Origin of the sequence: Microbacterium lemovicicum, assembly GCF_003991875.1 — a bacterium.
GTDB classification, from domain to species: Bacteria; Actinomycetota; Actinomycetes; order Actinomycetales; family Microbacteriaceae; genus Microbacterium; species Microbacterium lemovicicum.
The window spans coordinates 1,717,023-1,729,414 of record NZ_CP031423.1; the positions used below are offsets into that span (position 1 = coordinate 1,717,023).

The 12,392-nt window shown below is 71.9% G+C and carries 9 protein-coding genes; 2 read left to right on the forward strand and 7 right to left on the reverse strand.

The features are described 5' to 3' along the window. Nucleotides 1-29 precede the first annotated feature (29 nt). Genes gatB through gatC form a run of 3 tightly spaced genes read right to left on the reverse strand, consistent with a single transcriptional unit; the run spans nucleotide 30 to nucleotide 3,351 of the window. Nucleotides 30-1,529: an Asp-tRNA(Asn)/Glu-tRNA(Gln) amidotransferase subunit GatB gene (gene gatB, locus CVS47_RS08000; RefSeq protein WP_127095608.1), complete on the reverse strand. Its 1,500-nt coding sequence runs from the start codon at nucleotides 1,527-1,529 to the stop codon at nucleotides 30-32. Further along, on the reverse strand, nucleotides 1,529-3,055 hold the full coding sequence (gene gatA, locus CVS47_RS08005) for an Asp-tRNA(Asn)/Glu-tRNA(Gln) amidotransferase subunit GatA (RefSeq protein ID WP_127095609.1): 1,527 nt from the start codon (nucleotides 3,053-3,055) through the stop codon (nucleotides 1,529-1,531). The genes gatB and gatA overlap by 1 nt, the downstream gene beginning before the upstream one ends. Beyond that, complete coding sequence (gatC, locus tag CVS47_RS08010; RefSeq protein WP_127095610.1) at nucleotides 3,052-3,351, reverse strand: Asp-tRNA(Asn)/Glu-tRNA(Gln) amidotransferase subunit GatC; 300 nt, start codon at nucleotides 3,349-3,351, stop codon at nucleotides 3,052-3,054. Before gatC ends, gatA begins: the two co-directional genes overlap by 4 nt. Before the next feature lie 67 nt (nucleotides 3,352-3,418). On the opposite strand from gatC, the gene CVS47_RS08015 reads away from it, so the two are divergent. Next, entirely contained in the window at nucleotides 3,419-5,119 is a 1,701-nt protein-coding gene (locus tag CVS47_RS08015) for a long-chain-fatty-acid--CoA ligase (protein ID WP_127095611.1), read from the forward strand. Between the two features lie 153 nt (nucleotides 5,120-5,272). Then, complete coding sequence (locus tag CVS47_RS08020) at nucleotides 5,273-6,730, forward strand: HNH endonuclease signature motif containing protein (protein ID WP_127095612.1); 1,458 nt, start codon at nucleotides 5,273-5,275, stop codon at nucleotides 6,728-6,730. Between the two features lie 409 nt (nucleotides 6,731-7,139). On the opposite strand, the gene CVS47_RS08025 is transcribed toward CVS47_RS08020, so the two are convergent. From CVS47_RS08025 to CVS47_RS08045, 4 genes are all read right to left on the reverse strand, one after another. Further along, entirely contained in the window at nucleotides 7,140-7,436 is a 297-nt protein-coding gene (locus CVS47_RS08025) for a YciI family protein (RefSeq protein ID WP_127095613.1), read from the reverse strand. Nucleotides 7,437-7,442: 6 nt separating this feature from the next. Beyond that, nucleotides 7,443-9,836, reverse strand: a complete 2,394-nt coding sequence (gene ligA / locus CVS47_RS08030; RefSeq protein ID WP_127095614.1) for an NAD-dependent DNA ligase LigA — start codon at nucleotides 9,834-9,836, stop codon at nucleotides 7,443-7,445. Nucleotides 9,837-10,036: 200 nt separating this feature from the next. Beyond that, a complete protein-coding gene (gene mnmA, locus CVS47_RS08040; RefSeq protein ID WP_127095616.1) occupies nucleotides 10,037-11,140 on the reverse strand; it encodes a tRNA 2-thiouridine(34) synthase MnmA in 1,104 nt (367 codons plus the stop codon). A gap of 9 nt (nucleotides 11,141-11,149) precedes the next feature. Then, nucleotides 11,150-12,361 (reverse strand): cysteine desulfurase family protein, encoded by a 1,212-nt coding sequence (locus CVS47_RS08045; protein WP_127095617.1) that lies wholly within the window; start codon nucleotides 12,359-12,361, stop codon nucleotides 11,150-11,152. Between the last annotated feature and the right edge of the window lie 31 nt (nucleotides 12,362-12,392).

Consider the following 12,392-nt stretch of genomic DNA (forward strand, 5'->3'; position numbering starts at 1 on the left):
CACCTCCGACACCGGGGCGGCGGCTGCCGCTACTGGGCCGCGCGCTCCAGGATCAGCTCGCGCACCCGGGCCGCATCGGCCTGACCGCGCATCGCCTTCATGACCGCGCCGATGACCGCACCTGCGGCCTGCACCTTGCCGTCGCGGATCTTTGCCAGCACGTCGGGCTGCGCCGCCAGGGCGTCGTCGATCGCCGCGATCAGCGCGCCGTCGTCCGAGACGACGGCGAGCCCGCGGGCGTCGATGACCTCCTGCGCCGAGCCCTCCCCGGCGGCGATGCCCTCGAGCACCTGGCGGGCGAGCTTGTCCGTCAGCGTCCCGGCATCCACGAGGGACTGCAGATCGGCGACGTCCTGCGGCGAGACGAGGTCGGAGGCCTCGCGTCCCTGCGCGTTCGCGAGCCGCGTGAGCTCACCCGTCCACCACTTGCGGGCGGCCGCGGGCGACGTGCCCAGGGAGATCGTGGCCTCGACCTCGGCGAGCAGACCGCCGTTCGCGACGTCCTGGAACTCGAGGTCGGTGAAGCCCCAGCTGTCCTTGAGCCGGCGACGGCGCACAGCCGGGGGCTCGGGCAGCTCGTCGCGCAGCTGCGCGATGAGCTCCGGCGCGGGCACGACGGGGAGCAGGTCGGGCTCGGGGAAGTAGCGGTAATCGTCGGCATCGGACTTCGGCCGCCCGGGAGAGGTCGTGCCGGTGTCCTCGTGCCAGTGGCGGGTCTCCTGCGTGATCGAGCCGCCGGCGGCCAGGATCGCAGCCTGGCGCTGGATCTCGTAGCGCACGGCGCGCTCGACCGATCGCATCGAGTTCACGTTCTTCGTCTCCGTGCGCGTGCCCAGCTTCTCCTGGCCGCGCGGACGGAGGGATACGTTCGCGTCGCAGCGGAGGTTGCCGCGCTCCATCTTGGCGTCGGAGATGCCGAGAGCGAGCACGATGTCGCGGATCGTCTGCACGTAGGCCTTGGCGATCTCGGGAGCGCGGTGCTCGGCGCCGTAGATGGGCTTGGTGACGATCTCGACCAGTGGCACCCCGGCTCGGTTGTAGTCCACGAGGGAGTACTCAGCACCCTGGATGCGACCCGTCGCGCCTCCCACATGGGTCAGCTTGCCGGCATCCTCCTCCATGTGCGCCCGCTCGATCGGCACGGTCACGATGGTGCCGTCGGAGAGCTCGACGTCGACGGAGCCCTCGAAGGCGATGGGCTCGTCGTACTGCGAGATCTGGTAGTTCTTGCCGAGGTCGGGGTAGAAGTAGTTCTTCCGCGCGAACCGGCTCGACGGGGCGATCGAGCAGCCGAGGGCGAGGCCCAGGGAGATCGAGTAGCGCACCGCCTGCTCGTTGACGACGGGAAGCGAACCGGGCAGACCGAGGTCGACCGGCGCGAGATCGGTGTTCGGCTCGCGGCCGAAGGAGTTCGGCGCCGACGAGAACATCTTGGTCTTGGTGTTGAGCTCGACGTGCACCTCGAAGCCCAGCACGGGCTCGTACCGTTCGAGGGCCTCCTCGAACGAGAGGATCTTCTCCTTGACCATCAGCGGTTCCCTTCGTTCGATCCGGACGCCGCCAGCGCGGGCGCGCGATCCAGCAGGGGCGCGCCCCACGAGTCGACCAGGAGCGTCTCCAGCGCAGCGCCCACCCGGTAGAGCCGGGCGTCCTCGCGGACGGGGGCGAGGAACTGGATGCCGACGGGCAGGCCGTCCTCCTCCGCGAGACCTGACGGGATCGAGATGCCGGGGACGCCGGCGAGGTTGGCCGGGATGGTCGTGACGTCGTTCAGGTACATCTGCAGAGGGTCGCCGAGCTGCTCGCCGAGACGGAACGCGGTCGTCGGAGCCGACGGGGTCGCGATCACGTCGACCTTCTCGAAGGCCGCGTCGAAATCGCGCTGGATGAGGGTGCGCACCTTCTGCGCCGACCCATAGTACGCGTCGTAGTAGCCGGCGGACAGCGCGTAGGTGCCGAGGATGATGCGGCGCTTCACCTCGTCGCCGAAGCCCGCGTCGCGGGTGGCGGCCATCACGTCCTCGACGGTGCCGCCGGAAGCCGAGCGCATGCCGAAGCGCACCGAGTCGAACTTCGCGAGATTGCTGGAGGCCTCGGCGGGCAGGATCAGGTAGTACGCGGCGACGCCGTACTCGAAGTGCGGCGCGGAGATCTCGACGATCTCGGCGCCCTGCGCCTCGAGCATCGCGAGTGCGGCACGGAACGAGGCCGACACGCCCGGCTGGAAGCCGCTGTCGTCGAGCTCGGAGATCACGCCGACGCGCAGTCCCTTCAGCACGTCGCCACGGGCGCCGTCGCGCGCCGCCTGGGCGAACGAGGGCCAGGCGTCGGTCAGGGAGGTCGAATCGCGGTGGTCGTGCCCGCCGATGACGTCGTGCAGCAGGCCGGCGTCGAGCACCGTGCGCGTGACCGGCCCCACCTGGTCGAGTGACGAGGCCAGCGCGATGGCGCCGTAGCGGCTCACGCCGCCGTAGGTGGGCTTGACGCCCACCGTGCCCGTGACGTGCGCCGGCTGACGGATCGATCCGCCGGTGTCGGAGCCGAGAGCGAGGGGCGCCTCGAAGGCCGCGACCGCGGCCGCCGATCCGCCGCCGGAGCCGCCGGGGATGCGGTCGAGGTCCCACGGGTTGCGGGTCGGCCCGTAGGCGGAGTGCTCGGTGGAGGAGCCCATGGCGAACTCGTCCATGTTGGTCTTGCCGAGGGGCACGAGTCCGGCCGCGCGGGAGCGGGCCACGACGGTCGCATCGAAGGGCGACATGTAGCCCTCGAGGATGCGGGAGCCGCTCGTGGAGGGCATGTCGGTCGTGACCAGGACGTCCTTGATGGCGAGGGGCACGCCGGCCAGGGGGCCGAGCTCCTCGCCGGCGGCACGGCGGCGATCGATGTCGGTCGCGGCATCCATCGCGTGCGCGTTGACGTGCAGGAACGCGTGCACGTCGCCGTCGACGGCGGCGATGCGGTCGAGGTGCGCGCGGGTCGCCTCCGCGCTGGACACGTCGCCGGCGGCGAGGGCGGAGGCCAGGTCGGCCGCGGTCAGGCGGGTGAGGTCGCTCACTGCTCCTCCCCCAGGATCGCGGTGACGCGGAAGCGCCCGTCGGCCTGGTCGGGCGCGTTGCTCAGCGCCTCGGCCTGGGTCAGCGTCTCACCGACCTCGTCGCGGCGGAAGACGTTCTCCAGCGGGACGGGGTGGCTGGTGGCGGGCACCTCCGCGGTGGCCACCTCCGACACCTTCGCGATGTTGTCGACGATGGCGTCGAGCTCTCCGGTGAGGCGCTCGACCTCCTCGTCGCTCAGCTGGATCCTGGCGAGCACACCGAGATGGCGCACGAGATCGGGGGTGATTTCAGACACGCCCCCATTCTACGGGGGACGCTCCGGGCTCCCCCGGTCGGCGGTCGACGCGTCCTAGGCTGAGCCCGTGACCGCTTACGACCCGCCTCGGCCGTGGATCCGCAGCTACGCCCCGGGGGTGCCGGATGACCTCGAGCCGGTCTCGGGATCACTGGTGGACATCGTCGAGGCCTCGGCGAGGGACTATCCGGATGCTGCGGCCCTCCAGTTCTTCGGACGCGAGACGACCTACCGCGAGCTGTCGGAGCAGATCGACCGTGCGGCCGCAGGACTCGCAGCGCAGGGCGTCGGCGCCGGGGATCCCGTGGCGATCGTGCTGCCGAACTGCCCGCAGCACATCGTCGCGTTCTACGCCGTGCTGCGGCTCGGTGCGGTGGTCGTCGAGCACAACCCCCTCTACACGCCCCGCGAGTTGCGGAAGCAGTTCGAGGACCACGGGGCCAAGACGGTGATCGCCTGGAGCAAGGTCGTCGCCACGATCCAGGAGTTCCCGGCCGATCTCGCCGTTCGAACCCTGATCTCCGTCGACGTGACCCGGGCCATGCCGTTCGCGACGCGCGCGGCTCTGCGGCTGCCGATCGCGAAGGCGCGCGCGTCGCGCGACGCCCTGTACGCCCGCGTGAGTGGGACGGTGCCCTGGGAGCAGCTGCTGCGCGCCGCGCCGATCTCCGCCGCGCATCCGCGTCCGGCGACCGATGATCTCGCGATCATCCAGTACACGAGCGGCACAACCGGCACCCCCAAGGGTGCCGCGCTGACCCACCGGAACCTGGTGTCCAACGCCGCGCAGGCCCGCGCCTGGGTGCCGTCGATCGTCCGCGGCGAGGGCTGCGTCGTGTACGCGGTCCTGCCGATGTTCCACGCCTACGGCCTCACGCTGTGCCTGACGTTCGCGATGTCGATGGGCGCGCGCCTCGTGCTCTTCCCGCGATTCGATCCCGACCTCGTGCTGGCCGTCACGAAGAGGCACCCCGCGACGTTCCTCCCGCTCGTGCCCCCCATCGCCGACCGTCTGCTGAAGGCCGCACGGGAGAAGGGCGTCTCGCTGGCCGGCACGGAGGTCGCGATCTCCGGCGCCATGGCCCTGCCGCACGAGCTGGTGGTCCCCTTCGAAGAGACCACCGGCGGGTTCCTCGTCGAGGGGTACGGCCTCAGCGAGTGCTCGCCCGTGCTGATGGCCAACCCCGTCGCCGACAACCGTGTGCCCGGAACGGTGGGCCTCCCGCTCCCCGGAACCGAGTGCCGGGTCGTCGACCCGGACGAGCCGACCCGTGACGTCGAGCCCGGCGGCCGCGGCGAGCTGCTGGTGCGCGGCCCGCAGGTCTTCGGCGGCTACTACGGCCGGCCGGAGGAGACCGCGGCCGTGTTCGTGGACGGCTGGTTCCGCACCGGCGACATCGTCCAGATCGATGAGCACGGGTTCGTCCGCATCGTCGACCGCATCAAGGAGCTCATCATCACCGGGGGCTTCAACGTCGCCCCCACCGAGGTCGAGAACGCCCTCCGCCAGCATCCGCGCGTGCGCGACGTCGCCGTCGTCGGGGTGCCGAGCACCCATTCCGGTGAAGATGTGATCGCCGCGATCGTCGTGGACGACGACGGCCCCGTCGACGTGGAGGATGTGCGGGCGTTCGCCCGCGGCATCCTCACGCCCTACAAAGTCCCCCGTCGCGTGGTCGTGGTGGACGAGCTGCCGACCTCGCTCATCGGCAAGGTGCTGCGCCGCCAGGTGCGCGAGAGGCTTCTCGCGGAGACCGACGGCTCCTGAGGCGCGTCGGCGGACACGCCTCCGCCTGTCCCGCAGAACCGTCGGGACGGCGATGTCGGAGCCCTCGCGTATCGTCGTCAGTGTCAGGAACGCGCACGTGCCCACTCGCGCGACCGGTTGCCGCGCTACGCGCGGCCGATCCAGGAGCAGGGCATGGGGCACGAGGCGACGATCGACCCGCAGCGGCTCCATGCGCTCGTGACCTCCGTCGTGGCCGCGCGGCAGCGCGTGGCCCGTGCTCAGGCCGACGAGTCGCGGCTTCTCGCCGATGCCGTCGAGATGGTGGTGTCCGCCATGGAGGCCGAACGTGCGCACGGATCGCATCATCGCTCCCGTGCTGACCTGCCGATGCGCGAGGTGGCGGCTGAGCTCGCGACCGCGATGCGGGTCACCGACCGGACCGTCCAGCGGCGGATGGGTGACGCGTCGCAGCTCGCCAGCCGGTTCCCCGCCACCCTTGCAGCCTGGGAAGAGGGCTCGATCGACAGCGCGCACCTGAACGCCCTCCTCGACGCCGGCGGTCAGATCGACGACGACGACGCACGCGGGCGGTTCGAGGCGCGTGCCCTCGAGGTCGCCCGCATGGAGACCGCGGCGCGGTTGCGAGCGGTCGCAGCGGCGATCGCTGCGCAGATCGACCCGGTCGGATCGGCGGAGCGGATGCGGCGGAGCGCGTCCGACCGACAGGTGCGGGTTTTCGACCTCGACAGCGGGCAGGCTCGGCTGCTGGCCGATCTCCCCGCCACCCTCGCTCACGCGATGTACGACCGGCTGACGCGGATGGCCAGGACGGTGCGCGGTCGTGGTGGTCACGACACCGGCGCAATGGCGCCCAGCCGATCCGAGGGTGGCGACGACGGCGCGACCGTGGACGACGAGGAGCGCACGGCGACCGCAGACGACGAGCGCGCGGCGACCGTGGACGACGAGCGCCCGGCGACCGCAGAGCCGTGCGACCCGTTCGTGACCGGCCCCTCGCAGGCGCCGACCGACCACGTGATGGACGACTCCGTCGATTCGCGCACCCTCGATCAGCTGCGCGCCGACCTCCTGTGCGACCTCGTTCTCGCCGGCGGCGCGATGGCGCACGGCGACGGGCTCGAGTCGATCACAGGACACGTGCAGGTGACGGTCACCGCGCGATCGCTCGCTGAGGGGCGCGGTGAGATCGGGCTGCTCGCCGGGGGTGAGACCGCCGACGCCGAATCCGTCCGGTGCCTCGCCGCCACCGCGTCCGTGTGGGATCGCGTGTTCACCGATCCACTCAGCGGTGCGGTGCTCGGGGTCGACCGCTACCGTCCGTCGGCAGAGCTGAAGCGATTCCTCCGGGCCAGGGATGAGACGTGCCGATTCCCCGGGTGCCGCCGCGCTGCGAGGGGATGCGACATCGACCACACGCAGGACGCGGCGCACGGCGGACCCACCCGGGTGGACAATCTCGCTCACCTGTGTCGCCGTCACCATACGCTCAAACATGAATCCGCCTGGACGGTGAGGCAGCGCGGTGGTGGTGTGCTCGAGTGGCGAAGTCCGCTCGGTCGCCTTTGCCGCGATCGGCCACCCGCGGTCGTTCGCTTCACCCGGATGGACGCGGATCCACCTCCGTTCTGACCGGGTTCTACTCGAAGCCCGTGGAACACGTGCCAGGAGCCCGGTCGGGGAGCAGCAGGTGCCCGACGTCCGCTGCCCGACGTCTGCTGTCGGGGTGCCCTTACGCCGGCTGCCCGACGCCGCCTGGCCGACGCCCGTTGCCCGACGCCGGCTGCTCGACGCCCGTTGCCCGACGCCCGCTGTCCAGTGCCTCAACGCCAGCTACCCGGCGTGGCTGACGGCTGCCCGACACCGACTGTCCGACACTCGCGACTCGACACCGACTGCCCGACACTTAAGCCCGACACTTCCTGCCCGACACTTCCTGCCCGACACTTCCTGCCCGACACTCAAGGCCCGACACCGGCTGCCCGACACTCGCTGCCCGACACTCGCTGGCCGACGCCGCCCGGCCGATCAGTACGCTGTCTCAGTCGCCGTTGACGGCCACGGCGTAGGGGTACAGCTCAGCCGTCATCACACCGGCCGCGACAGCGGGATCCGTCTGCGTGACCGCGCGGGCGCTGGCCTCATCGGGCGCCTCGAAGATCGTGATCCCCGGCGCTCCGTGGTCGTGCTCAGGACGTCCGGCGAGGACCAGGATGCCCGCCGCCGTGAGCGCCTCGAGGTAGTCGACGTGCTCCGCCATCACCGTCTGCTCCTCGAGAGTGGGAGCTCCGAGCATCTCGGGGCGGGTCGGGACGAGCCGATAGATCCATCGAGACATATTTGATCACCCTTCCTCGATCGTGCCGGGCCGGACGGCATCGGACACCGCCGGTTCGTCCGTATCTTCCTCGATCGTTTCCTCCGGGTCGGGCAGCGCTCCGGGGCCTTCGGTGACCAGAAGCCGGAACTGGGCGGCGTCGATGATGCGCACGCCGAGCGCCTCGGCCTTGCCGAGCTTGGAGCCCGCGCCCGGCCCGGCGGCGACGAAGTCCGTCTTCTTCGACACGCTTGAAGCCGCCTTCCCGCCGGCGGCCAGGATCGCCTCCTGAGCTCCCTCGCGGGAATAGCCCTCCAGTGATCCGGTCGCGACGACCGTGATGCCCTCCAGTACCCCACCCTGAACCACGGCGCCGCCGGGCCCCGGGTGCCCCGGCGTGCCGAGGCGCACGCCCGCGGCACTCCAGCGGTCGATGATGTCGCGGTGCCAGTCGACCTCGAACCAGTCGACGAGGGCGTCGGCGATGATGCCGCCCACACCCTCCACCGCGGCCAGCTCGTCTCGGGAGGCGGCGCGGATCGCCTCGACCGAGCCGAACCACTGCGCCAGTGCGCGGGCGGCGACCGGACCGACGTGGCGGACGTTCATCGCGACGAGGTAGCGCCACAGGTCTTTCGTCTTGGCCTTCTCGAGCTCCTCGATGAGACGCACGGCCTGCACCGAGGGCTGCGCGCCCGTCACGCCCGCCTTCTTCTCCGCGGCCGACGCGTTGCGCCGGAACGGGGCGCGACGGACGGGCAGGCCGGTCGCGTCATCGACCCGCGGCTCGCCCGTCTCGGCGTCGCGGACGACGACCTCGATCGGGATCAGCTGCTCCAGGGTGAGGTCGAACAGACCTGCCTCGGTCTCGAGGGGAGGCTCCTCGGGCACGGACGGCTGCGTCAGCGCGGCCGCGGTCACCTCGCCGAGCGCCTCGATGTCGAGCGCGCCGCGGGAGCCGATGTGCTCGACCCGTCCGCGCACCTGCGCCGGGCAGGACCGCGTGTTCGGGCAGCGCAGGTCGATGTCGCCCTCCTTCGCGGGCGCGAGCTCGAAGCCGCACTCTGGACAGTGCGTCGGCATCACGAATGCGCGCTCGGTGCCGTCGCGCAGCTCGACCACGGGACCGAGCACCTCCGGGATCACGTCACCGGCCTTGCGCAGCACGACGGTGTCGCCGATCAGCACGCCCTTGGCCTTCACGATGTCCTGGTTGTGCAGGGTGGCCTGGCGCACGACCGAGCCGGCGACGCGGGCGGGGGCCATCACGGCGAACGGCGTCGCGCGTCCGGTGCGGCCGACCGAGACGACGATGTCGAGGAGCTTCGTGTTGACCTGCTCGGGCGGGTACTTGTAGGCGATCGCCCACCGCGGGGCGCGGCTCGTGGATCCGAGCTCGTCGTGCAGGGCGAGCTCGTCGACCTTGACCACGACGCCGTCGATCTCGTGCTCGACCTCGTGCCGGTGCTCGCCGTAGTGCGCGACGAAGTCGAGGACGCCGTCGATGTCGTCGGCGGTGCGGAAGTGCGGGCTGGTCGGAAGTCCCCACCCGTCCAGCAGCGCGTAGATCTCGCTCTGCGAGGACACGGGCGGGTTCTCCCACGCGCCGACACCGTGGACGTACATGCGCAGCGAGTCGAGGCGTGCCTGACCGGCTTCGAGCTCCAGTCCGTCCTTCTTCTCCAGCTGCTGTCGCAGGCCGCCGCTGGCGGCGTTCCGCGGATTCGCGAACGCCGGGAACCGCCGCTCGGCGCTGAGCGTCGACTTCGCCTCGTCGAAGGCGCGCCCGCGTGCACGCGCCTCCTCTACGACGCGGTCGCGGAGCGCCGCCTGGAGGGCGTTGAGCCGCTCGAACGCCGCCACGGGGATGAACACCTCGCCGCGGACCTCGACCAGCGGCGGGTGGCCGCTGCCCGACAGCCGTTCGGGGATGCCCGCAACGCGCACGGCGTTGGCGGTCACGTCTTCGCCGACCCGCCCGTCGCCGCGCGTCGCGGCGGAGGTGAGCACGCCGTTCTCGTAGCGGAGATTGAGGGCGAGCCCGTCGATCTTCAGCTCGGTGAGCCATCGGACGGTCCGGCCCGACGACGCCTGGGCCTTCGCGCACCACTCGGCCAGCTCGTCGGGCGAGAAGACGTTGTCGAGGCTCAGCATCCGCTCGGCGTGCGTGATCGGCGCGAACATCGACGCCTGGGCGGCGCCGACCGTCTGGGTCGGCGAGTCCTGACCCTGCAGCTCGGGGAACGCCCGTTCGAGGGCCTCGAGCCGTCGCATCCACCCGTCGTAGGTCGCGTCGTCGACGAGCTCGGCGTCACGGCCGTAGTACGCGTCGCGCGCACCCGTGATCTGGTCGATGAGCGACTGCACTTCGGCGCGGGCATCCTCGCGCGACAGTCCGGTGGGAAGCTCCGCGTCGGTCACCGCCCCAGTCTATGGATGGCCTCCGACGCTGCACCGGCCCGACAGACCGAGTCCGCAGACCGAGCGCCGACAGACCGAGCGCCGACAGACCGAGCGCCGACAGACCGAGCGCCGACAGACAGCGCAGACCGAGCGCCGACAGACCGAGCCGACAGATCCAGCGCCGACAGACCGAGGGAGACGGACCGCGCGCCGATCGTTCAGGCGTCGACGGGTACCGCGGAGACCGTGCGGTCGATCGTGAACTGGCCGATGACGCGCGTGCCGTCGTAGAGCACCGCCGTCTGGCCGGTGGCGACGCCGTCGAGCGGCTCGACCGGCGTGACGACGACGGTCGCGGCATCCTGATCCCAGAGCGCCTGCGCGGGCACCGGATCGGCGTGCGCGCGGATCTGCACGGCGCACGCGAACGCCGATGCGGTCGGCGCGGCTCCCGCCCAGGAGTACGTCGCGCCGGAGATCTCGGCCACGGCCAGCGCCTCGCGCGGCCCCACCACGACGGTGTTGTCGACGGGGCGGATCTCGAGCACGAAGCGGGGCTTGCCGTCGGCGGCGGGCACACCCAGCGAGAGGCCGCGACGCTGACCGATCGTGAACGCGTGCGCCCCTTCGTGGGTACCCACCTTCGCTCCGGCGCGGTCGACGATGTCGCCGGTCGCGGTGCCGACCTTCTCCGCGAGCCAGCCGCGGGTGTCGCCGTCCGGGATGAAGCAGATGTCGTGGCTGTCGGGCTTCTGCGCGACGGTGAGGCCGCGCTCCGCCGCCTCCGCGCGCACGAGCGCCTTGGAGGGCGTCGTGCCCAACGGGAAGTAGGTGTGCGCGAGCTGTTCGGCGGTCAGCACCCCGAGCACGTACGACTGATCCTTCGCGGCGTCCGATGCGCGGTGCAGTTCGCGACCCTCGGGGCCGTCGACCAGCAGCGCGTAGTGGCCGGTGCACACCGCGTCGAAGCCCAGCTCGAGCGCCCGCTCCAGAAGGGCGGCGAACTTGATGCGCTCGTTGCAGCGCATGCAGGGGTTCGGCGTGCGTCCGGCGCGGTACTCGGCGACAAAGTCCTCGATCACGTCCTCGCGGAACCGCTCGGAGAAGTCCCAGACGTAGAACGGGATGCCCAGCAGGTCGGCCGCGCGTCGCGCGTCCATCGCGTCCTCGATGGTGCAGCAGCCGCGGCTCCCGGTGCGCAGCGTGCCGCCCGCCCGCGAGAGCGCGAGGTGCACGCCGACGACGTCATGACCCGCCTCGACCGCGCGGGCGGCCGCGACGGCGGAGTCCACTCCCCCGCTCATGGCCGCAAGAACACGCATGCGGTCAGTCTACGAGGCGGGCCTGACCGCCGACTCGGAGCGCCGACGGGGGGATGCCGCGGCGAGCGCGCGGGCGTGGACGTCGGGCAGCGCGGCGAGCAGCGCCTCCACGTCGGCCCCGGTCGAGGTGCGCCCCAGCGTCAGCCGCAGCACGGATCGTGCTTCGGCCTCGGTGCGTCCCATGGCGCGCACGACGTGCGACGGCTCGGGCACGCCGGCCTGGCAGGCGGATCCCGTGGAGACCGCGACGCCGGCCTGGTCGAGGAGGAACAGCAGCGTCTCACCGCTGCACCCCGGGAACAGCAGCTGCGCGTTGCCCGGCAGACGGTTCCGCTGATCGCCGAGCAGCTCGGTGGTCGGCACGAGATCGCGGATGCCGTGCAGGAGCCGATCGCGGAGCACCCCGAGCCGCGCGGCCTCCGCCTCGCGCTCGGCGTCCGCGAGCTCGGCCGCCACGGCGAACGCCGCCGCGCCGGCCACGTCCTGCGTACCGGAGCGCAACCCGCGCTGCTGCCCGCCGCCGTGGAGCAGGGCGGTCGGAGCGGCCGATCGCGACACGACGAGCGCGCCGACACCGACCGGGCCGCCGATCTTGTGCGCGGACACGCTGAGCGCCACCAGCCCTGCACCCGCCGGAGCGCCGGCGCGCCACCGCGCGACGTCGACGGGCACGTGGCCGAACGCGGCGATCGCGTCGAGGTGCAGCGGGATGCCGCGCTCGGCCGCCGCGGCGGAGAGGCCCGCCGCGTCATTGACCGTTCCCGCCTCGTTGTTGGCCACCAGCGCCGTGGCCAGCGCGGCGCGCGGGTCGGCGACGGCCTCCGCGAACCCGGCGACGGGGATGCCGGCGCGCGCGTCGACGGCGACCGGGCGGACGGACGCGCTCTCGTGACGGCGCAGCCACTCGATGGCGTCGATCGTCGCGTGGTGCTCGGCGTCGGGCAGCACGATCGTGTCGGAGCCCTTCGGGCGGGACCACCACAAGCCCTTCAGGGCGAGGTTCACGGCCTCGGTGCCGCCCGAGGTGAACACCACCTCGATGCTCTCGCAGCCCAGCACCGCGGCGAGGCGCTCGCGCGACTCCTCGAGCAGCCGTCGAGCCGCCTGTCCGCCGCCGTGGATCGACGACGCGTTGCCCACCACCTCGGCCGCGGAGAGCCAGGCGTCGCGGGCTTCGGGCCGCAGCGGGGAGGTGGCGGCATGGTCCAGGTAAGCGCGCATCCGCACTCCCCCTGTCCTCCCGGATCGGCCG

Bases quoted from the DNA above. Each gene is read 5' to 3' on its own strand.
- CVS47_RS08045 (WP_127095617.1), bottom strand. From the start codon at position 12,361: ATGCGCGCTTACCTGGACCATGCCGCCACCTCCCCGCTGCGGCCCGAA.
- CVS47_RS08020 (WP_127095612.1), top strand. From the start codon at position 5,273: ATGGGGCACGAGGCGACGATCGACCCGCAGCGGCTCCATGCGCTCGTG.
- gatB (WP_127095608.1), bottom strand. From the start codon at position 1,529: ATGGTCAAGGAGAAGATCCTCTCGTTCGAGGAGGCCCTCGAACGGTAC.
- CVS47_RS08025 (WP_127095613.1), bottom strand. From the start codon at position 7,436: ATGTCTCGATGGATCTATCGGCTCGTCCCGACCCGCCCCGAGATGCTC.
- mnmA (WP_127095616.1), bottom strand. From the start codon at position 11,140: ATGCGTGTTCTTGCGGCCATGAGCGGGGGAGTGGACTCCGCCGTCGCG.